The sequence below is a fragment of the Kribbella sp. CA-293567 genome (genome assembly GCF_027627575.1).
GTDB lineage: Bacteria > Actinomycetota > Actinomycetes > Propionibacteriales > Kribbellaceae > Kribbella.
Window position 1 is genome coordinate 5327181 of sequence record NZ_CP114065.1, and the last position, 20183, is coordinate 5347363.

Genomic DNA, 20183 nt, shown 5'->3' on the forward strand with positions numbered 1-20183 from the left:
GGTCGCGATGGCTATCGCTGAGCAGGACCTCAGACGCTTCCTGGTGGATCGGATCGCACGCTCCTGCGAACTCACCGAGGCCGACATCGACCCGGACCGGTTGCTGGAGCAGTACGGGCTGACCTCGAAGGACGCGATCGCGGCCACCGGGGAGCTCGAGGAGCTGCTCGGGCGGCGCCTGGAGCCGAGCAGCATCTGGCGGTATCCGACCGTCAACCAGATGATCCGCGGTCTGCTCAGCGACACCTGGCCCGACGGCGTCCCGATCACCCCCACGGAACCACTCACCGGGGACGAGATCGCCGTCATCGGCCTCGGCCTCCGCCCGACCGGCGGCGACCAGTTGTTGCTGGAGGTCGCGTGGGAGGCTCTCGAGTACGCCGGAATCTCACCTCGCGCCCTGGCAGGCACCTCGACCGGCGTGTTCGGCGCCGCCGCTCTGGCCCCGCAGCTCGCGCTGGCCGGTCCGGTCGATTCCACCGGCGCTCCGGTAGCGCAAGCGATAGCGAGCCTCCGGTCCGGCAGCTCCGACCTCGCTCTTGCCGTCCTGCCCGTCTTGGCCGACCACGGTTGCCGCATCGCCGTTCTCAAGCGTCTGGCCGACGCCACTCGGGACTTCGACCAGGTACTTGCCTTGTGCATCGATTCCGAGAACTCACCAGCTGAACCGGAGACGGACGACTTCTTCGAGGCGGTGCTGACGGCCGATCGCGGGATGACTCGCGACCTGGTCCCGTTCCCCGTCGGCCGGTCGCTGGCAACCCCGCAGGCCGTCGTACGCCGGGCGCGCCCTGCCGCACGCACGCCCTCGAGCGGGCCGACCAGGCTCCTGCTGGCGGACGTGTCGATCGAGCGCATCCAGCAGTACGCCGAGCAGCTGGCCGCACACCTCCGCGCCACCTCCGCCGCGGGCAACGCGGATGTCGCGCACACCCTGGCCCGACGGACCGGTCGCGGTCCGGTCCGGGCGGCCGTCGTCGGCCGGGAACGAGCCGACCTCACCGCCGCCCTGACATCGCTTGCCCAGGGCAACGATAGTCCGGATGTCCTGAGCGCCCAGGCAACTGCGGAGCCGCCGCAACCGGTGTGGGTCTTCTCGGGCCGGCCCGAAGAGGTGCTCCCGACAGAGCTCCTCGCTGCTGGAGGACTGCGGGAACTGGCGGAGAGCGTGCCGGGCCTCGCGGGCATGATCGCGGAGCTCGATCCGTTGATGGCCTGGGCCGCGGGCGTTTCACTTCGCGATGCGGTGCTGAACGGAACTGTGCCGATCGGTGACGAGTTGCCGATCACGTACGCCGTACAGCTCGCGCTTGCCTTGTCATGGCAGCAGTACGGCGTCGTACCGGCAGCGATCGCGGCCGACGGCGCAGGTGAGGTCGCGGCCGCGGTCGTGGCGGGAGCGCTGACTGCCACCGAAGGTGCGCAAGTGATCGCCGCCTTGGCCCGTACGCCGGACCAGCTCAACACAGCCTTGGCGGATCTCTCCCCCGCAGCCGCCCGCCTGCCTTTCTACTCAGCAGCCTCGACCGAGACGGTCCCGTTCAGCGCCGACTACTGGGCCGCCAACTCCAAGCAGCCGGACACCCTCGGTACGACGCTCAGCCGCGCCACCCTCGACGGTCACCAACTCTTCTTCCCGCTGACCGCCGACGCGCTCGCGTTCCATACCCAGCTCGCGCGGCTCGAGGTGCTCGGTCACCCGATCGTCGTGCCGCCGGGTCGCGTCACCGACGTACCGGTTCCGGCCTGGCCCACGCCGTGACCACGATCGTCGACCTGGTCGTTCGCTGGGCGCGGGAGAAGCCTGATCATCCTGCCTACACCTACGTCGATCACCAGGCAGGCACTCGCACCACGCTGACCTGGAGTGAGGTCGACACTCGCGCCCGCTCCACCGCGGCCGCGATCCGCGAGCACGCCGAACCAGGCGACCGCGTCGCCATCCTCACGCCGCAAGGACTCGACTACCTCATCGCGGTCCTCGGCTCCTGCTACGCCCGGACGATCGCGGTCCCGTTGTTCGCGCCCGACCTGCCCGGACACCGCGCCAGGCTGGACGGCGCGCTGGCCGACAGCTCACCGGCCTGCGTCCTCACCAGCTCGCCAGCCGATGACGCAGCCGATGCCGCTGTCGCTGCCGGTCCGACGATCGCTCTCGATCAGGTCCGGCCGGCCGGCTGGCAACCCGAGCCGATCGACCCGGACGACCTCGCCTACCTGCAGTACACCTCCGGCTCGACCGGCGAACCGAGCGGCGTGATGGTCTCCCATCGCAACCTGATCGCGAACGTGCGGCAGCTGATCGAGGCCTTCGAGTTCCGGCCGGGCCGCTCGATGACGGTCAGCTGGCTGCCGCTGTTCCACGACATGGGCCTGATCCTGACGCTCGGCGTACCGCTGCTGCACGGCGACCGCTCGGTCTTCACCGATCCGGTCGCGTTCCTGATGCGCCCGGCGCGCTGGTTCCAGCTGGCCGACGGACCGCTCGACGTCTACACCGCGGCCCCGAACTTCGCCTACGACTACTGCGTCCAGCGGATCTCCGCCAAGGAGGATCTCGACCTGAGCCGCTTCAAGGCCTTCCTCAACGGCGCCGAACCGATTCGGCCGGCCACCATCGCGGCCTTCACCGATGCCTTCCGCGACTGCGGTCTCGACCCGGCCAGCCACGTCCCGGCGTACGGGCTGGCGGAGGCGGTCGTGTTCGTCGCCAGCGCGCTCGTGGACACCGAACCGACCATCACCTCGTTCGACCGCGACGCCGTCACCACCGGCGTACTGCGGCCGCCCGGTGCCGCTGCCACCGAGTTGGTGTCCTGCGGCCCACCGCGCGGTCAGCAGGTCGTCATCGCGGACCCGGCCGGCAACCCTCTCCCCTCAGGCCACGTCGGCGAGATCCACTTGGCCGGCCCGAACGTCGCCCGCGGCTACTGGTCCGACCCCGCCCGCACCACCGTGGTCTTCGGCGCAACCCTCACCGACGGCACCGGCCCCTGGCTCCGCACCGGCGACCTCGGCGCCCTGTTCGACGGCGAGCTCTACGTCACCGGCCGCCTCAAGGACCTGATCATCATCGACGGCCGCAACCACCACCCCCAGGACATCGAAGCCACCATCCACCGCACCCACCCAGCTCTCCGGCCAGGCAGAGTAGCCGCCTTCTCCGTCCCCTCCCACGACACCGAACACCTGATCGTCATCGTCGAGCACACCACTTCCGACGACCCCACCGGCTCCATCCGCGCCGCCGTGAACCGCCACCACGCCCTCCGCGTCCACCACGTCCTCCTCACCCGCCCAGGCACCATCCACCGAACCTCCAGCGGCAAACCCGCCCGCCACCCCACCCGCACCTGGTACCTCGAAACCGCTGGAGCTCGACCGTCGCCGATTGTCCGGCCCAGCCAACCGGGCTAGGCTTAGCTAACCGGACTAGCCGAGCGGGAGAGGCCATGACAGAGCCCACGGCGCAGTACAACATGCATGAGGCGAAGACCCAGCTGTCGCGCATCATCGACCGGGTCGAGCACGGCGAAGAGGTCATCATCAGCCGCGCCGGACGCCCGGTGGCGAAGGTTGTCCCGCTGCCGCAGGTCGTCTGCCGCCAAGGCCGCGGGATTCTGGCCAACCGGGCCGTGCTGGCCGCCGACTGGGATTCGGTCGAGACCAACGAGGAGATCGCCGGCGACTTCGGTCTGTCGTCGTGACCCGGTCGGGCCTCCCGCGCAGGCTGCTGCTGGACACCCATGTCCTGCTCTGGTGGATGCTGGACGGCCCCGAGTTGGCCGATGAGCTCAAGGACCGGATCGACACCGAGCTCCAGGTCTATGTCAGCGCCGCGACGATCTGGGAGATCTCGATCAAGGCAGCGGCCGGCAAGCTCGACCTGCCGCCGAACTTCCTGGAGCTGGTCGAACGCACCGGAGTCGGTGAGCTGCCGATCCGGTCGGCTCACGCAGACCTGGCCGGCCGGCTCCCACTCCTGCATCGCGATCCTTTCGACCGGATGCTGATCGCTCAGGCCCTCACCGAGAGACTCACGCTGGTGACCAGGAACGCAACGATTCACCAGTACGACGTACCGGTACTGAAAGCCTGAACAGGTTAGGTTTGGACCGTGGCTGATCGGTATGGGAACGACGTGTTGTCCGGGGACTGGCGTAAGCCCAAGAACGGGCGGACCGTCGATCTGGTGATCGAGAAGGGGCTGGTGGTCGAGGAACCCAGTTCGGGGTACGTCGGCGCCGTGGTCCGGTGGGAGCACGGGGTGGTCGATCTCGAGGACCGGCGCGGGAAGATCAAGACGTATCCGCTCGGGCCGGGGTTCTGGGTGGACGGCAAGCCGGTCAACCTGGTGGCGCCGAAGAAGGCCGGGCCGGCCAGGAAGACGCACACCGCGTCGGGGTCGGTGGCGGTCTCCAACGTGCGGGCCAAGGTCGCGCGGGCCAGCCGGATCTACGTCGAGGGCCGCCACGACGCCGAACTGGTGGAGCGGGTCTGGGGCGACGACCTGCGGATCGAGAGTGTCGTCGTCGAGTACATGGAGGGCATCGACGACCTGCCGGCCATCGTCAGCCGGTTCCGGCCCGGGCCCGGCCGCCGGCTCGGCGTGCTGGTCGACCACCTGGTCGAGGGCTCCAAGGAGTCCAGGATCGCGGCCGAGATCAGCAACCGCGACGTGCTCGTCGTCGGTCACCCGTTCATCGACATCTGGGAGGCGGTCAAGCCGTCGTCGCTGGGGATCGCGGCCTGGCCGAAGATCCCGCGCGGGCAGGACTGGAAGAAGGGCGTGCTGCAGACCTTCGGCTGGCCGGCCACCGACCAGGCCGACGTCGCCGCCGCGTGGAAGCACATCCAGTCCAAGGTGCGCAGCTACGCCGATCTGGAGCCGGAACTGCTCGGCCGGGTCGAGGAACTCATCGATTTCGTGACGCAGGACTGATCGGCGGCACCCGTTCCTCGATCCAGCCGCGAATCCGCCGTCGCACCCGCCGGATCAACAGCGATCCGGCGAACGCCACCACCCCGGCGGTCAGCAGTACGCCGGCCAGCAGGGCCGCGATGATCCGTACGCCGGCCGACTCCACCACCCCGGCCAGTACCAGCAACAGCAGCGCGCCACCGAGCAGCGCCGGTGGCAACCAGCGCTGGAAGATCAGCGGCCGTCGAGCCGGTGTCAGCTCGACGTTCTTCACCAGCCGGTGCCAGAGGCTGTGCCGGGCCGGTTCGGTGAACCACCGGGCGACCTGCAGCAACCAGGTCTCCGGCTTGTTCTTCCGCCCTGCCATCGCCTTGACCCAGTCGCCGACCACCGGGTTCAGCCCGCCCGACACCTCGACCATCCGGTCAGCCAGCCCTTTGGTCGTCGCCATCCCTTCGGGACTCGTGTTGAGCTCGTCCCGCATGGTCGTGAGCGCGGCCGGCCCAGCATCGACGGGAAAGTCCTCCGCCAGTCGCTGCACCCGCTCGGCGACCTTCTCCAGCTTCCACTCCTCCGCCTCCAGGACGAGCCGCTGAGTCTCGCGGATCCAGTCCCGGTCGGCACCGAGCATCGCGCCGAGGTGCGCGACGCAGTGCAGCCGGCCCATCAGCCAGTCCCAGCGCCGCCAGTCCGCCGCCCCGAACGCACCGAAGTGACCGACCTGGGAGCCGTACAGGATCCGGTCCTTCAGGTCGTTGGCGATCGACCCTTCCGGCAGTTCGTCGAGCAGCCGGAGCGGGATGTCCGGGCCGAGCCGCAGGAACTGGAACGGTGCACTGCGTTGCTGCGGCGTCCGCGCCGACGTGCAGCGCGAGACGATCTCCACCTCCAGCGCCGTCTCCACCACCTCGGCGCCGACCACCTCGATCAGCGCGGCGAACTCGTCGCCCAGCGCCCGCTGCACCTGCAACGCCTCGAAGATGTCGTTGACCGCGACCGCGACGGCCTCCGCTCCACCCGCGGGCTGGAGATCCAGATCCGCCGCGGCCAACTGCTCGGCCAGCGCGTCCCGCACCGCCTGGACCTTCAGCAGGGTGTCACTCGTCGCCTTCAACCGCCGTTCGAGCTCAGCCCGCTGGTCCCGGGGCGCGCTGCTGATACGGGTTCGAAGCGACCGCAGTACCAGCCGTACGACGCGCTCCGCGGCGCCCGTTCCCCAAGCCCAGCAGGGATTCCCGGCCTGATCTCGAGTCAGCGGCGCGATCGACCCGTCCGGCTCCGGCACCCAAGGATGTTTCGTGCCGAGGATCTCGTCGATCTCCGCCTCGGACAACGCCGATGCCGCGTCCAGCACCGTCGACTGGTCGTGCGTCGCAACGGTGACAGCCTCCCAGACACCTCCCGCCGCCCGCCCTCGCGCGTACGCCGGTTGCAGCAACGCGGCCGCCTGCTGCAACCGGTCCCGCTCAGCTTGTTGCCCGATGCAACGATCGAAGAGCCGCTGCGAGTCCGACCAGGACGCGTCCGCCTCCAGCAGCAGCCGTTCGAGCTGCTCCACGTCGGAGCGGAAATCCACCTCCCGCGGGAACTGCACGGCCGACATCGCCGCCACCCGCCAGTTCGGTTCGGTCGCGTCGGCCAAGCGGGTCTCGGCCGCCGTGCCGATGCCCGCCGACGGTACGACGTACAGGACGTAGCGGCTCGCGCGTCCGGTGACCGGGCGGCGGGCGACGACGTCGAGCACCGGCCCGAACGGCGCGTTGTCGAGCACGCCGCCATCCACCAGCCACGTCCCCGATTCCGCCTGCGTGGGCTGGACCCGCGGCGGTGAGGCCGCCATGTTCGGCGTCTCCAGCACCGGGCCGAAAGCGGCCGGGAACGACGCCGACGCGCGCGCCGCCCGGGCCAACAGCCCGGTGTCGCGCAACCCGTTGTTCGCGGTCACCGAGAACTCCCGCTGCTTCCCGTCGTACACGGCCTTCTTCTCGCTGGTGAAGCAGAACAGATACCGATGATCCGGTACGGCGAACCGCTGCCCGGCCGCGTCCTTCGCCTCGAACTGCTGCACCCCCAGCCCGGACGCCGTGACGAACAGCGTGACCGGCTCGGCGGCCGAGGTCTTGCCGGCCTTGGCCACCCCGTCGAGCAGGCTCCTCAGCTCCTTGAGGAAGTACTTGCCGTCCAGCACGGACGTCGACGCGACGCCGACCCCCGGCACCAGCTTCCCGACCTCGAGCGAGCCGAGCCCGACCCAACGCTGCCGCAGCCACGGACCGCCGTCACCGGCACTGTCCGGATCGGGGTCGAGCGTCGAGCCGTGCGCGACCGCTGTCGCGAGCAACGACCCGTTCAGCCCGCCCGCGCTGGTCCCGGCGATCACGTCGATCACCAGCCGTCTCCGTTCACCGCCCCGGCGGCACAGCTCGCGCCACCGGGTCGCGAGTTCCTCGTCGTAGGCCTGTGCTTTCGGCGCCGAGGCCGCACCGGACGCCCGCCGGATCAGGTCCAGTTCGTGCGTCACCCCACCCATCCAGACCGCCAGACTCACCCCGCCGTTGAGCACCAACGCGATCCGGATCTCATGATCGGACATGGATCCCCCCTTGTCTGCTGGTAGCAATACCAGGCGGTGCGGAACTTTCCCAGAGCGAGACGCCCGAACTGTTGTCGCGGATTGCCCGAGCGGCCATCCTGACTGTGGGGGTGGTCGTCATGGCTCGATGGCGTCCGGTGGTCGGGATCGCATCGTCAGTGCTGCTGTCACTGCTGGCGTTCGGCTGCGCGGGCAACGATTCCGCCGGCAGTGATCCGGCCGGGAGCGAGCCGGTCATCACCGACCCGGCGGAGCCGACTGGGTCGACGGAGTCGACGGAGACGGCCGGCGAGCCGTCGATCGAGCCCACCGACCCGGAGACGACACAGCCCAGCCAGCAGAAGCCGTCGATCGAGATCGCCTCCGCGCCCATCGGCGGCAACGTCGAGACCACCCAGGACGGCTACCAGTGCGCCGAGGTGAACTGGCTCGGCAAGAGCCCGATCCCGGACGGTACGACGATCAAGGTCGGCTCGCCCCAGCTCGAACCCGCCGGCATCTTCACCTTGGACCAGGCCGCCTGCGGTGAGAAGTCGCCTCCCTGCACGGCCGACGTCGAGTGGCAGCCGAGCGGGTTCAAGCCCTGCTACGTCGGCGTGAAGCAGTTGACCGGGGGCGATGCCGTGCAGCTGATCCTGTCCGTCTCCGCCCAGTGCGCGACCGAAGCGGAGTGCAAGTCCCTGGCGGGCGACGTACCGGGGAGCCAGATCTCGTTCACCTCGGGCCCGCCGAGTGGCTGAGGAGCAGACCCCGGCCGAGCGCTGGATCAGCTTCGCCGCGCGGATCGTCGCGCCGGTGACTTTGATCAGTGGGCTGCTGTTCTACTTCGGCTACGTCTCCGCTCGGGCGCAGTACGAGTACTTCGGGGTCGACGTCGACACGATCGGCCTGGACACGCAGGACTACGTGATGCGCAGCCCGCAGCCGCTGCTCGTCCCGCTGCTCGGCCTCACGCTGCTCGCGGTCGCCGGACTCCTGCTGCACAACGCGATCCAGCCGAGCGCGACGACGATCCGGCGCTCCAAGGTCGTCGCCGCGGCGCTGCTGCTCCTCGGCGTACTCGGGCTGGTCGGCTTTCCCCTGCTGCGGCACGTTCCGCACTACGCGCTGATCACTCCGCTGGTGATCGGCCTGGCCGCGGCGGCGCTCGCCTACCTGTCGTACTTCGATCGCAAAGCGGCCGGCCTGACACCGCAGTACGTGTTGCTCGGTCTGCTCGCGGCCGTGACGACGACCTGCGCGTTCTGGGCGACGGCCACCACCGCGCAGTACTCCGGTCGTGGGCTGGCCAAGTCCGACGCGGAGAACCTGCGGCAGTTCCCCGTGGTCATCCTCGACACCAAGGAAAGGCTGCAACTGCGGTCACCCGGGATCGAGGAGACCGCGCTGCGGACGGGCACCGGCCAGACCTTCAACTACCGGTACCGCGGCCTGCGGCTGCTCGTCGTCGGGCAGAACCGGTTGTTCCTCGTCCCGCAGGAGTGGAACGCGTCGAACACCACTCTGGTCCTGCCGCTGGACGGCTCGATCCGGGTGCAGTTCCAGTTCCAGAACGACCCGCCGTAGCTCGGCTAGGCCGAGCCGCGGACGATCAGCTCGGTCTCGAAAATCTCCGGACTGGTCAGATCTGCGCCGGCCAGCTTGGCGAGCAGGATCTCGGCCAGCCGGGTGCCGAGCTTCTCCACCGGCTGCCGCACGGTCGTCAGTTTGGGAGTGGTCGTGGTCGCCACCACCGAGTCGTCGAAGCCGACCACCGCGACGTCCGCCGGGACCCGCTTGCCGCGTTGCGACAGCACCCGCAACGTCGCGGTCGCCATCAGGTCGTTGGCGACGAAGATCCCGTCGAGGTCCGGATGCTCGTCCAGCAACCGCACCGTGGCCTGCTCACCACCGTCAGCGGTGAAGTCGCCGTACGCGATCGCCTCGGTGATGCCGGCCGTCCTGACGGCCTCCTGGTAGCCGGTGAGCCGGTCGATGCCCGCGGTCATGTCGACCGGTCCGGCGATGGTGCCGACCTTGCGGCGCCCGATGGACAGCAGGTACTCGACCGCTGTCCGGGCGCCCGCGACGTTGTCGACGTCGACACTGGCGACCGGTACCTCGACGCCGAGCGGACGCGCGCTGAAGACGATCGGCAGCGGCAGATGGGCCAGTTCCTGCAGGACGTTGTCGCGGCCGTGGTGGCTGACGATGATCGCGCCGTCCACGTGGCCGCCCCGCAGGTAACGCAGCAGGCGCTGGTCGTCACCGGCCGCGGGCTCGATCAGCAGCACCAGCTGCGACGAGGTCGGCGCGAGCGTCATGCTGATCCCGCGCAGGATGCCGGCGAAGAACGGGTCGGAGAAGACCCGGCTGTCCGGCTCGGGAACGACCAGCGCGACCGAGTCCGTCCGGCGCGTCACCAGCGCGCGGGCCGCCCGGTTCGGCACGTAGCCGAGTACGCCGATCGCGCGCTCGACGGCTGCCACCGTCTCCGGCAGCACCTTCGGCGATCCGTTCACCACCCGCGACACGGTCGCGCGGGAAACTCCTGCCAGCGCAGCAACCTGCTCCAGCGTCGGAGACCCACTGTCCTGACCCTGCATCGACTACGGACCTCCCCGGCTGATTCTGACCTTGCCACCGTAGTACCAATCGGGGCCGGGCCGCCGGAAACACCGCCGTACGAAGCAGGGCCGGTCCTGCGGGCCCAGGGAGAGAGGCCCTTGGGAGAGAGGCTTTTCAGCCGCCCTTGCGGAGGTTGGCCGCCTTGTCGGCGTCGCGCAGCGCCTGGCGCCAGGCGTCGTCGGGGTGCTGCTTGCCCGAGTCGACCCGGCCGAGTGCCTGGGTGAAGACGTGGTTGATCTCGCCGTCACGGGGACCCTTGTGCTGCTTGAGGATCACGTTCTTGGCCCGCTCGATGAAGATCTTGCCGACCGGCGCGTTGTTGAAGTACTGGTTCACCTGGCTCTTCACCTGCGGCGAGTCGTACGCGTCGACGGTGGAGGGGAACGAACCGACCTTCTTGAACACCTTGATCTGCTGCTCCGGCGCGGTCAGCCAGGCGGCCAGCTTGGCCGCCTCGGCCTGCTGGCCGGACTGCATCGGAATGGTCAGGTACGAACCACCCCAGTTGCCACCGCCACCGGGGAACACGTTGGCCACGTCCCACTTGCCCTTGCCGAAACTGCCCGCGTTGTCCTGGATCACGCCGAGCAGCCAGCCCGGGCAGGCGATGGTCGCGAACGCGTCGGTCTTGAACGCCTTCGTCCACGGGGCACTCCAGGCCGGCAGCTTCGCCGACAGGCCGTCCCGCTGACCGGCGACGATCTGGTCCCAGGTCTGCTTCAGCAGCTCGTTCTCGTCCCCGAGGTACCGGTCGTTGTTGGAGTAGTAGGCCTCGATCAGCTGGTTGCGCATCGCTTCCCAGGTCAGCACCGACGAGTCGTACCAGGCCGAGTTCGGCACCTTCGCCTTGAACCTGCGGCCGGTGGCGAAGTACGACGACCAGTCCGGGAACAGTTGGGCGACCTTGGCCCGGTCGGTCGGCAGCCCCGCCTTGGCGAACAGGTCCTTGCGGTAGCAGATCGCCTCGGGGCCGATGTCGGTGCCGTACCCGATGATCTTGCCCTCGGAGGTGGTCGCGCCGGCCACCTTCCAGTCCAGCCAGCGGCCGGTCAGGTCGTCGGCGCCGAAGTCGCGCAGGTCGGCGAACTGGTCGGCCTTGGCCAGGTAGTTGTAGATCCAGCTGACCTCCATCGCCTCGATGTCGGCCAGCCCGGAACCGGCGGCCAGGTTGGTGTCGAGGTTCTTGATGTGCTCGTCGACCGTCTTGGCCTTGCGCGGCGTGATCTTGACGTTGGGGTGTTCGGCCTCGTACTCCTTGTACAGGTCGTCGTACCCGAACTCGTTGAACGTCGCGATGGTCAGCTCGATCTTCGGGCCGTCGGAGTCCGAGCCGGACCCCGAGGAGGACTGCTGGTCACTGCCTCCGCAGGCGGTCGCCAGCAAGGTGAGGCTGCAGGCGAGGGCGAGGACGGCACTGCGTTGGCGGGCACTGGGCCGCATGGGAATGCTCCCTGATACAGAGGACGGGTTGAGAGCGCTCTCGATTGTGAAGTGGAATCGAGTTTCGAGCGTTCCGGCCAGATGTGTCAAGGACCACATCGTTACTGTGAGACACGACGCCGACTTGGTCAGTACATACCAGCAGGTAACGTCACGCAGTGAACCACTCCGGTGACGGATCGCTGTTTTTCTTGGCTTTTCGCCGTCCGTGGACGATCAGGGCAGCAAGTCACGGACAACGGCGTCGGCCAGCAACCGGCCACGCGCTGTGAGCACCAGACGCCCCTGCGTCTCGATCAGCAGGTTGTTGCCGACCGCATCCTTCGCCGCTGCTCGCCCGGCGTCGTCCAGGACGTCGAGGGGCAGTCCGGCGGCCAGCCGGATCTCCAGCAGCACCCGCTCGACCCGGCGCGTCTCGGCGTCCAGGATCTCCCGCGCGTACGCCGGACTGTCGCCCGCGGCGAGCCTCTCGGCGTACGCGGTGGGGTGCTTCACGTTCCACCAGCGGACGCCGCCCACGTGGCTGTGCGCGCCGGGGCCGATCCCCCACCAGGTGTCGCCGCGCCAGTAGAGCTCGTTGTGGCGGCAGCGCGCTTCCGGCGTACGGGCCCAGTTGGAGACCTCGTACCAGCCGAGGCCCGCGCTGGTGAGCAGGTCGTCGGCCAGCACGTACTTGTCGGCGAGGTCATCGTCGTCCGGCATTGGCAACTCACCGCGACGCACCCGTCGGGCCAACTGGGTGCCGTCCTCGACGATCAGCGCGTAGGCACTGACGTGGTCGGGCTCAGCCGACAGCGCCGACTCCAGCGAGATCCGCCAGTCCTCCAGCGACTCGCCCGGGGTGCCGTAGATCAGGTCGAGGTTGACGTGCTCGAAACCGGCGGCGGTCGCCTCCTTCACCGCTTCGAGCGCGCGGCCCGGCGTGTGCTTGCGATCGAGGATCTGCAACACGTGCGGAGTGGCGCTCTGCATCCCGAACGAGACGCGGTTGAAGCCCGCTGCACGGATCGCGGCCAGGTACGCCGGATCGACGGACTCTGGATTCGCCTCCGTGGTCACCTCGGCGTCAGGAGCCAGCCCGAACTCGTCGCGGACCGCGGCCAGCATCCGGCCGAGATCCTCGGCCGGCAGCAGGGTCGGCGTACCGCCACCGAAGAAGATCGTGTCCACAGGCCGGTCCAGGTCGCCCAGCACCCGGCGAGCCAGCCGGACCTCGGCCACCGCGCTGTCGGCGTACGAGGCCTGCGAACCGCCGCCGCCGAGTTCCTTGGCGGTATAGGTGTTGAAGTCGCAGTAGCCGCAGCGAGCGGCGCAAAACGGCACATGCAGATAGAACCCGAACGGCCGGCTCGTCGCTTCGTGAACGGCCGGTTCCGGCAACGCCCCGTCCGGGGGCGCAACCTCCCCCTCGGGCAGTGTCGATGGCACCTCACCATCGTACGGGCCGGGAATTGCCCCCGCGCCCGCCCACCCGTCCCTCAGGTTGCCCCGGCCCCCGCTGCCGCCCCTAAGCATGCCGATCCATCTCAGCCGGAAGCGCACCACCGCCGGAGCCGTCTCCCCTCCGCACCCATCACACGCGTCGGCTCCGACCCGCGCTGCCGCCGCCCCAGGCTGACAATCCATCTCGCCCCAACGCGCGCCACCCCCGCAGCCGCCTCCCCTTCGCACCCACCACCCGCATCGGCTCCGACCCCACGCTGCTGCCGCCGCGCCAGCCTGCCGATCACCTCTCCCCGCAGCGCACCCTCGGCGGCCCGCATCACTCACCCCACCGCGCTTTCAGGCGCCGACGCGGTCAGGACCAGAGCAGCTTCGCGAGGTTGCGACACCCAGTGAGCAGCTAACCGACAACCCCCGCGTGATCAAGCACTCGCGCCAGCGCCGCACGGCCGGCTGGGCGCCAGGTTGGCTTCCCGCCGCGTAGGCCTTCGTCGCCGGCTCGGCCGATGCTGATCAACCCAAGCGCCCGGTACGCCGCCCAGGCAAGCGCGCGTCCGATCGTGGCATCGTCCACTCCGCCGTACGCCTCAAGGAATCGGGGCGCCGATCCCGCGGGGAGCAGTAGCCAGGCGGCGGCGAGGTCGGTGGCCGGGTCGCCGGCGCACAGGTCGCCGAAGTCGATCACGCCGGACAAGGCGCCATTGGTGACAAGCACGTTGGCGGGGTGGAGGTCGGCGTGCAGCCAGCTCGGCGCGCCGGGCCAGACCGGGGCCGCGACGCCGGCGTTCCAGATTCGGCGTACGGCGTCGCGTAGCGCCTCATCCGTGAGATCCGTGTCGTCGAGTTCGGCGTATGCGAGGCCATGGTCGAAGCCAGCGGTCAGTTTACTCAGCGGCGCGCTGCGGTCGGGACTGATTGGCGCGTCGACAGGCGCCTCGGTGTGCAGCGCCTTCAGGAAACCCGCGAGCACCTCGGCCGACTCCGCGTGGGTGATCGGACTGCGATCGGCTGGTTCACCGCTGACCCAACCGACGACGTGCCACGGCTTCGGGAACAAGTCGGAAGGCGCACCGGAACGCAGCGGCACCGGGATCGGCAGTGGCAGCCGCTCGGCGATCGAAGGCAACCACTGCAACTCCGTCCGCAGCAAGGACGGTGCACGCGGGGTCCGGGGAATCCGTACGGCGTACTCGTCGCCGAGCCGCCACATCTGGTTGTCCCATCCACCAACCACCTCGCGGAGTCTCAGCTCTGCAAGGTCCGGATGCTGCTCAGCCAGCAACCCCCGCACCAGCGCTTCGTCCACAGCGATCTCAGCCATGCCTGGGAAACCTATCCTTCCGGGCAGAATACGAGCCATGCAGCTACCAGGCGATGGGCATGTGCACAGCGAGTTCTCCTGGGACGCCGGCGACGGTGCGATGGACCTGACCTGCGCCCGCGCGGTGGAGCTCGGCGTACCGTCGGTCGCCTTCACCGAGCACGTCGACTTCACGCCGTTCCGGGCCGGCTTCCTGGCCACCCGGTTCGCCGATCTGGTCACCGACGGCACGCTCCATGCCCCCGAACTCGACGCCCGCGGCTATCTGGAGTCGGTGGACAGGTGCCGCGCGAAGTACCCGGAGCTCAGAATCCTGACCGGCCTGGAGATCGGACAACCCCAGCTGCACGGCCCGGAGCTGACCAAACTACTTGCCCAAGGCACCTTCGACCGGCTGGTCGGCTCGTTGCACTGCCTCCTCGACGGCACCGAGTACGCCGAACCGTGGGAGCTCTATCCGCGCTACCCCGCCGACGAGGTCTTCCGTGGCTTCCTGCGGGAGATCCCGGTGATGGTCGACGGCTCCGAGCTGTTCGAGGTCTTCGCCCACATCGACTACCCGATCCGCTCCTGGCCTGCCGACGCCCGGCCGTTCGACCCGAAGGACTTCGAGGACGAACTCCGGCAGGCCCTCCGATCGCTGGCCGACGGCGAACGCGCCCTCGAGATCAACACCCGGCTCCCGCTGCACCCGACGATCCTCGGTTGGTGGCCCGAGGAGGGCGGCCGTCGCATCACCTTCGGCAGCGACGCTCACCTGCCGGCGGCCCTCGCCACCGGACTCGCCGACGCGGCCGCCTCGGCCTCGTCCGTCGGCTTCCGGCCCGACCGCAAACCGGGCGACCCCTGGCGCTTCTCCAACTGAGAGCCGCGCGCGCCCGGTCAAGTCAGCCGTCGACTGCGGCCTCTTCCGCAGCGAGGCGATCGAGCAGCCCCGCAAGTCGTTGCAGGACGTCGCGCGCCAGCTCGTACTCCGCCGCGCCGAACTCCTCGTCGAAGCGCTGCTCCAGCTCGGCCAGCCGGCTCTTTCCGCTCCCGGCCACCTGGAGCCCGTACTCCGTGTACGTGACGAGCTTGGCCCGCCGATCGGCCGGGTCGGGGCGCATCTCGAGGATCCCGAGGCCGACCATCTCGCGGATCACTTCTCCCATCGACTGCCGCGTGATCCCTGCTCGCTCGGCCATGTCGATCGCCCGCCCGCCCGCGGTGCCCAGGGTCGCGAACACCGCGTTGTGCGCCGGCTTGATCTCCGGAAAGCCATGGCGATGCGCGCTCCTGACCATGTCCGCCTGCAGCGCCCGGTTCGCCCGATCGACCACGGCGATCAACGGCTTGCGGTCAGGTGACGACAGCTGACCCCTTGACATCCGTAAGGATTCCTTCCAATATTTCGACAGGAATCCTTACGGTATCAGGGGGACCAATGGACACCAAGGAGCTACGTCCGCTCGCAGCGGGCCTGTTGGCCGGCGCTCGCCGGCGGACCACCCGGATCGCGATCGAGCAGGAGTTCCTGGTCGCCGACCTCGCGACCGGCGCCGCCGTACCGATCGAGCGCGTACGCCGGGCAGTCCGCTTCGCCCACGCGGCGCCGTACGTCGGCTTCGAACCCGGCGGCCAACTCGAACTCAGCCTCCCCTGTGCCGCCGATCCGGCCGGCGCCCTCCAGGCCTTCACCAGCGACCTCCAGCAGCACCTCTCCGCAGCCGGAATCCAGCTCGCGGCCGTCCCGTGCGACTCACGTCCCGAGCACGAGGTTCCGCTGCAGTTGACGTCTCCGCGGTACGTCGCCATGCATCGCCACTTCGACGCCATCGGGCCAGCCGGGCGTCGCATGATGCGCCGTACCGCCTCCACCCAGGTGTGCCTGGACTGGTGGCCGGGCGCGGCCGGCGCCGAGCAATGGCGCGTCCTGAACCTCGCAGGCCCGTTCCTGGCCGCGTTGTTCGCGAGAAGCTCCGGACTCGGCAGCCGGCTCGCCACCTGGCTGCGCGCCGATCCCGCGCGCACCGGCTTCGACGACCGCCTGCTGTACGGCGACCCGGTCACGGCGTACGCCGAGTTCGCCGCCGGGGCCGACGTCTTCGTCACCGGCGGCCCGGCCGATCACCTGACCACCCTCTTTCCGCCGGTCCGCCCGCGCGGCAACTATCTCGAAGTCCGCTTCCTCGACGCCCAGGAACCCGCGAACGTCGGCCCAGTGGTGACCACCTTCGCCAATCTCCTGTACGACGACGAACTCCGCCGCCGCACCCTCCGGCACCTGGAGGCGGAACTCCCCCACCTCGCCGACCACTGGTACGCCGCTGCCATGGGCGACCCGGAGCTCACCGAGCGCGCCCGCCAACTGCTGCCCGATCTGGAGCCTGCCGCATGACCGGCGTCCTGTTCGTCACTGATCCGCTGACCGGTCTGCAACCCGACATCGACGCGACGATCGGTCTGATGGCGGCGACCCAGGATCTCGGCCTCGGCATCTGGCACTGCGAACCCGCCGGCCTTTTCATTGCCTACGGCAAGCTCTTCGCGCATGCCCACCGGATCGAACTGCGGCCACGCCACCCAGCCGGCGGCGACCATCGCTGGATCGTCGACCGGACGTGGTTCGAGCTGATCGAAACGGCCGTCGTCGAGACAGCGCGTTTCGACCTGATACACCTGCGGATCGACCCACCGGTCGACGAACGCTACCTGCACACGACCTACCTGCTCGACGTCGCGGGCACTGCCGTGATCAACGATCCCGAGGGCATCCGGGCGCTGCACGAGAAGCTCGTCGCGCTGCGCATCCCCGACCTGTGCCCACCCACCCATATCGGCGCCCACCTCGACGGCCTGCGTGAGTTCGTCTCCGCCGTCGGTACCGCGATCGTCAAGCCTGTCGACGGATTCGCCGGCCTCGACGTCTGGCTCGTCGCCAACGACCACGCGGCCGTCTCGCTGCTGGAGTCGGCCACCCGCGGCGGACGCCGGCAGGTGATCGCCCAGCAGTACCTGCCTGCCGTCGAGCACGGCAACAAACGACTGTTCCTGCTCGACGGCGAGATCATCGGCGCCGTACTGCGTCGCCCCTGCGCCGACGACTTCCGGATCGGCCCGCCGATCGCACCCGCCGCCATCGATGACGACGACCGCGCGATCGTTGCCGCGCTTCGCCCGCACTTGCTCCGGCACGGCCTCGCGATCGCGGGCCTCGACGTGATCGGCGGCCGGCTGATCGAGGTCAACGTGACGTGTCCCGGCGGCATGCACAAGACCGATGCCCTGCTCGGCACCGAGCTCAGCCACACCATCGTCCAGCACCTCACCATCAACCGTCAGCACGAAGGAGTCCGCACATGAGTACCGTCACGATCGTCTGCATCGCCCTGATGGGCGTGCTGCTGTTCCTGCTCGGCGCCAACGTCACCCGGCACCGCGCGATCCGCGGCAGCAACGGCGGGAACCAGGCCCCGACCGATCCCGCCGACCGGCTGCTGATCGCGATCCGCGCGCACGGCAACGCCGCGGAGTACATCCCGACCATGATCGTCCTGCTGCTGGTCTGCTCGACGCTGTCCGGCAGTTGGTGGGTCGACGCGCTGGCGATCGCGGCGTTCGCGGTGCGGGCCTTGCACGCCGTCGGAATGCTCACCGCCGAGACGCTCGCCGAGCACGGCCCACTCCGCGATCTGGGTGCTCTCGGCACCTATCTCGTCGGCATCACTCTCGGCGTCTCCGCGGTCGTGTTCATCTGATCGGCGCGATCGTCTTCGACCGCGCACCTTCGTAGGCGGCCAGCAGAATACCCAGTACGGCGAGGCCCTCCTCCTCGGTGTGCAACGGCCGGGTGCCGCCGAGCAGGGAGTCGGCGAAGTGACCGATCTCGGCGACGAAGGTGTCGTTCGGCTCCAGGTCGAAGGTCTCGCTCGCACCGGACCGAAGCCGCGAGGTGAGCGAGTTGCCGTCGCTGCGCAGCGATCCCAGCTCCCCGACCACGGAGAACCGCTCGGTGTTCGGGGCCGGCTGGTAGGCCCAGCTGGTCACCAGCTGACCGACCACCCCGTTGTCGAACCGGATCAGCACCTGCGCGGAATCCTCACCCTCCATGAATTTCAGCCGGTGCGTGGACAGCATCGCCGTCGCCTCGACCGGCAGCCCACCCGCCAGGTGCAGCATCAGGTACGTCGGGTGGTAGCCGGTGTCGATCAGCTCCCCACCGCCGCTCGTCCTGCTGCTCGCACGCCAGCCCATGGTCGCCGGATCGAAGTCGTTGTAGAAGCTGTCGGTGGTCCGCACCTCGTAGACGGTGCCGATCGTGCCGGCGTCCAGCAGTTCCTTGGCCTTCGCCACGGCCGGCATGAACAGCTGGTTGTGCGCGCACATCAGGGTCACGCCGCCGGCGCGGACCGCCGCACGCACGTCGGCCGCTTCCTCCGCCGTCAGGCAGAGCGGCTTCTCGCACAGGATGTGCTTACCTGCTTGGGCTGCTGCCACGATCGCGTCCCGGTGCAGGTGGTGCGGCAGACAGATGTCGACCGCGTCCAGCTCCTCACTCGCAAGCATCTCGGCATAGTCCGTGTACGCCGTCGCGCCCAGTTCTTCACCGCGAGCGGCGGCCGTTTCCTGCCGGGCATCGGCCACCGCGGTGACGCCGATCTTGTCCGCATGCTCGCGATAGCCGCGGATGTGGGCCGACGCGATCCCGCCGCCTCCGATGAGTCCGACCTTGAGCGGTGCCATCAGCCGAGCTCCCGTCCGTCGTACGCGACGACCTGACCCTTGGCCGCTGCCTCGTTCGCGGCGACGACCATCCGGGTCAGCTCGACCGCCCGTGCAAGGTTGTCGTCCGCCCGAGTCCCGTCAGCGATGTGGTCCACCCACTGGGCGAACGGATCCTTGCCGTGCTCCGGCACCGGCAACTGCTTCCCGGACACCCGCAGCACGTTGCCTTCGTCGGTGTAGCTGAGGCTGCCGTTCGTCCCGAAGATCTCGATGGTGAACGGATTCGGGCTGGCGAATCCGGCCTCGATCACGCCGATCCGCTGGTCGGGATAGCCGACGGTCACCACCGCGTTGTCCTCGAGACCACGCCCGGCCACCGACCGGTACGTCGCACTGACGGTCTCGGGCGCGGCGCCGAGGAACAGTTGCAGCAGGTAGACCGGGTGGCAGCCGAGGTCGGTCAGCGCTCCCCCGATCGCGGCCTTCGGGTCGAAGAACCGCTGCGGCAGCCAGCCCTCGTTGCCGTCGCGCGAAACGGCACCGTCGTGGGACAACCGGACCCTGCCATAGGTGAGCTCGCCGAGCTCTCCGCCGGCGATCACCTCGCGGATCGCTTGCGTGTAGCCGTGTGCGAGCCGGGGCAACGACACCACCAGCTTGACGTCGTCGGCATCCGCGGCGGCGATGATCTCCTCGGCCTCGGCGACCGTCGGCGCGAGCAGCTTCTCGGTGAAGATGTGCTTCCCCGCCCGGGCCGCCTTCACCATGATGTCGCGGTGCACGTCGGTCCCGGTCGTGATGGTGACCCCGTCGAGATCCTCGCGCGCCAGCAAGGCGTCGAGATCGTCGGTGAACTCGACGCCGAAGTGGTCGGCGCCGGGCCGCCCGAGGGCCGGATCGTCATCCCAGACGGCGACGAGTTCCGTCCCGGGATGCTCCTGCGCCTGCCGGGCGTAGTCCTTCGCGTGAACGTGCCAGAAACCCAGGACAGCGAGCTTGAGCGGTGTCGGCACCGGCTCCTCCTAGCGAAATCGATTTCCCGATCCTGCCCCACGCTACAACGATGTAAGCAGCTCGTCAGCCCGGTGGAGTGTCCGATTCGGGCGGCTCAGAAACACCTGCCAGGACGAAGGGTGGTCTCCGGCCCCACTTCG

General features: G+C 69.2%; 19 protein-coding genes. 11 read left to right on the plus strand and 8 right to left on the minus strand.

Annotated elements, in window-relative coordinates; genetic code table 11:
• Positions 1–7 precede the first annotated feature (7 nt).
• Genes OX958_RS24470 through OX958_RS24490 form a run of 5 tightly spaced genes read left to right on the plus strand, consistent with a single transcriptional unit; the run spans position 8 to position 4942 of the window.
• Positions 8–1762, plus strand: coding sequence for an acyltransferase domain-containing protein (locus OX958_RS24470; protein ID WP_270131698.1), 1755 nt, complete (start codon positions 8–10; stop codon positions 1760–1762).
• Positions 1759–3417 (plus strand): fatty acyl-AMP ligase, encoded by a 1659-nt coding sequence (locus OX958_RS24475; protein WP_270131700.1) that lies wholly within the window; start codon positions 1759–1761, stop codon positions 3415–3417. Before OX958_RS24470 ends, OX958_RS24475 begins: the two co-directional genes overlap by 4 nt.
• A 35-nt stretch (positions 3418–3452) precedes the next feature.
• The gene (locus tag OX958_RS24480; protein ID WP_270131701.1) at positions 3453–3707 is read left to right on the plus strand and encodes a type II toxin-antitoxin system Phd/YefM family antitoxin; all 255 of its coding nucleotides are present in this window, start codon (positions 3453–3455) and stop codon (positions 3705–3707) included.
• Positions 3704–4099, plus strand: coding sequence for a type II toxin-antitoxin system VapC family toxin (locus tag OX958_RS24485; protein ID WP_270131702.1), 396 nt, complete (start codon positions 3704–3706; stop codon positions 4097–4099). The genes OX958_RS24480 and OX958_RS24485 overlap by 4 nt, the downstream gene beginning before the upstream one ends.
• 18 nt (positions 4100–4117) lie before the next feature.
• Positions 4118–4942, plus strand: coding sequence for a DUF3097 domain-containing protein (locus tag OX958_RS24490; protein WP_270131703.1), 825 nt, complete (start codon positions 4118–4120; stop codon positions 4940–4942).
• Here OX958_RS24490 and OX958_RS24495 read toward each other — a convergent pair.
• Positions 4917–7514: a DUF3376 domain-containing protein gene (locus OX958_RS24495; protein ID WP_270131704.1), complete on the minus strand. Its 2598-nt coding sequence runs from the start codon at positions 7512–7514 to the stop codon at positions 4917–4919. The two genes, OX958_RS24490 and OX958_RS24495, sit on opposite strands and share 26 nt — an antisense overlap.
• Positions 7515–7633: 119 nt before the next feature.
• Between OX958_RS24495 and OX958_RS24500 the strand changes: the two genes are divergently transcribed.
• Both OX958_RS24500 and OX958_RS24505 read left to right on the plus strand, forming a co-directional pair.
• A complete protein-coding gene (locus tag OX958_RS24500) occupies positions 7634–8254 on the plus strand; it encodes a hypothetical protein (RefSeq protein WP_270131705.1) in 621 nt (206 codons plus the stop codon).
• The gene (locus OX958_RS24505; RefSeq protein ID WP_270131706.1) at positions 8247–9080 is read left to right on the plus strand and encodes a hypothetical protein; all 834 of its coding nucleotides are present in this window, start codon (positions 8247–8249) and stop codon (positions 9078–9080) included. Before OX958_RS24500 ends, OX958_RS24505 begins: the two co-directional genes overlap by 8 nt.
• 5 nt (positions 9081–9085) lie before the next feature.
• Here OX958_RS24505 and OX958_RS24510 read toward each other — a convergent pair whose 3' ends face one another.
• From OX958_RS24510 to OX958_RS24525, 4 genes are all read right to left on the minus strand, one after another.
• Positions 9086–10099, minus strand: a complete 1014-nt coding sequence (locus tag OX958_RS24510) for a LacI family DNA-binding transcriptional regulator (RefSeq protein ID WP_270131707.1) — start codon at positions 10097–10099, stop codon at positions 9086–9088.
• 136 nt (positions 10100–10235) lie between these two features.
• Complete coding sequence (locus tag OX958_RS24515) at positions 10236–11561, minus strand: ABC transporter substrate-binding protein (protein WP_270131708.1); 1326 nt, start codon at positions 11559–11561, stop codon at positions 10236–10238.
• Positions 11562–11777: 216 nt separating this feature from the next.
• On the minus strand, positions 11778–12989 hold the full coding sequence (gene hemW, locus OX958_RS24520) for a radical SAM family heme chaperone HemW (RefSeq protein WP_270131709.1): 1212 nt from the start codon (positions 12987–12989) through the stop codon (positions 11778–11780).
• A 415-nt stretch (positions 12990–13404) separates the two neighbouring features.
• Entirely contained in the window at positions 13405–14325 is a 921-nt protein-coding gene (locus OX958_RS24525; RefSeq protein WP_270131710.1) for an aminoglycoside phosphotransferase family protein, read from the minus strand.
• Between the two features lie 37 nt (positions 14326–14362).
• Here OX958_RS24525 and OX958_RS24530 point away from each other — a divergent pair, with 37 nt between their 5' ends.
• Positions 14363–15190, plus strand: coding sequence for a PHP domain-containing protein (locus tag OX958_RS24530; protein WP_270131711.1), 828 nt, complete (start codon positions 14363–14365; stop codon positions 15188–15190).
• Between the two features lie 22 nt (positions 15191–15212).
• On the opposite strand, the gene OX958_RS24535 is transcribed toward OX958_RS24530, so the two are convergent.
• Positions 15213–15692 (minus strand): MarR family winged helix-turn-helix transcriptional regulator, encoded by a 480-nt coding sequence (locus tag OX958_RS24535; RefSeq protein ID WP_270131712.1) that lies wholly within the window; start codon positions 15690–15692, stop codon positions 15213–15215.
• A 56-nt stretch (positions 15693–15748) separates the two neighbouring features.
• Here OX958_RS24535 and OX958_RS24540 point away from each other — a divergent pair, with 56 nt between their 5' ends.
• The 3 genes from OX958_RS24540 to OX958_RS24550 are packed head-to-tail and all read left to right on the plus strand — an operon-like array spanning position 15749 to position 18062.
• Positions 15749–16702 (plus strand): glutamate-cysteine ligase family protein, encoded by a 954-nt coding sequence (locus OX958_RS24540; protein WP_270131714.1) that lies wholly within the window; start codon positions 15749–15751, stop codon positions 16700–16702.
• Positions 16699–17667 carry a hypothetical protein gene (locus tag OX958_RS24545; protein WP_270131715.1) on the plus strand — a complete coding sequence of 323 codons (969 nt, stop codon included), beginning with the start codon at positions 16699–16701 and terminating at the stop codon, positions 17665–17667. The genes OX958_RS24540 and OX958_RS24545 overlap by 4 nt, the downstream gene beginning before the upstream one ends.
• Positions 17664–18062 carry an MAPEG family protein gene (locus OX958_RS24550; RefSeq protein ID WP_270131716.1) on the plus strand — a complete coding sequence of 133 codons (399 nt, stop codon included), beginning with the start codon at positions 17664–17666 and terminating at the stop codon, positions 18060–18062. The genes OX958_RS24545 and OX958_RS24550 overlap by 4 nt, the downstream gene beginning before the upstream one ends.
• Here the strand turns inward: OX958_RS24550 and OX958_RS24555 are convergent.
• Together OX958_RS24555 and OX958_RS24560 are read right to left on the minus strand one after the other, a co-directional pair.
• Positions 18055–19047, minus strand: coding sequence for a Gfo/Idh/MocA family protein (locus OX958_RS24555; RefSeq protein WP_270131717.1), 993 nt, complete (start codon positions 19045–19047; stop codon positions 18055–18057). The two genes, OX958_RS24550 and OX958_RS24555, sit on opposite strands and share 8 nt — an antisense overlap.
• The gene (locus OX958_RS24560; protein WP_270131718.1) at positions 19047–20042 is read right to left on the minus strand and encodes a Gfo/Idh/MocA family protein; all 996 of its coding nucleotides are present in this window, start codon (positions 20040–20042) and stop codon (positions 19047–19049) included. The genes OX958_RS24555 and OX958_RS24560 overlap by 1 nt, the downstream gene beginning before the upstream one ends.
• Positions 20043–20183 lie beyond the last annotated feature (141 nt).

Coding starts and splice junctions, on each gene's coding strand:
- OX958_RS24470 (WP_270131698.1), top strand. CDS start 8: ATGGCTATCGCTGAGCAGGACCTCAGACGCTTCCTGGTGGATCGGATC.
- OX958_RS24480 (WP_270131701.1), top strand. CDS start 3,453: ATGACAGAGCCCACGGCGCAGTACAACATGCATGAGGCGAAGACCCAG.
- OX958_RS24495 (WP_270131704.1), bottom strand. CDS start 7,514: ATGTCCGATCATGAGATCCGGATCGCGTTGGTGCTCAACGGCGGGGTG.
- OX958_RS24500 (WP_270131705.1), top strand. CDS start 7,634: ATGGCTCGATGGCGTCCGGTGGTCGGGATCGCATCGTCAGTGCTGCTG.
- OX958_RS24510 (WP_270131707.1), bottom strand. CDS start 10,099: ATGCAGGGTCAGGACAGTGGGTCTCCGACGCTGGAGCAGGTTGCTGCG.
- OX958_RS24515 (WP_270131708.1), bottom strand. CDS start 11,561: ATGCGGCCCAGTGCCCGCCAACGCAGTGCCGTCCTCGCCCTCGCCTGC.
- OX958_RS24525 (WP_270131710.1), bottom strand. CDS start 14,325: ATGGCTGAGATCGCTGTGGACGAAGCGCTGGTGCGGGGGTTGCTGGCT.
- OX958_RS24530 (WP_270131711.1), top strand. CDS start 14,363: ATGCAGCTACCAGGCGATGGGCATGTGCACAGCGAGTTCTCCTGGGAC.
- OX958_RS24535 (WP_270131712.1), bottom strand. CDS start 15,692: ATGTCAAGGGGTCAGCTGTCGTCACCTGACCGCAAGCCGTTGATCGCC.
- OX958_RS24540 (WP_270131714.1), top strand. CDS start 15,749: ATGGACACCAAGGAGCTACGTCCGCTCGCAGCGGGCCTGTTGGCCGGC.
- OX958_RS24545 (WP_270131715.1), top strand. CDS start 16,699: ATGACCGGCGTCCTGTTCGTCACTGATCCGCTGACCGGTCTGCAACCC.
- OX958_RS24550 (WP_270131716.1), top strand. CDS start 17,664: ATGAGTACCGTCACGATCGTCTGCATCGCCCTGATGGGCGTGCTGCTG.
- OX958_RS24555 (WP_270131717.1), bottom strand. CDS start 19,047: ATGGCACCGCTCAAGGTCGGACTCATCGGAGGCGGCGGGATCGCGTCG.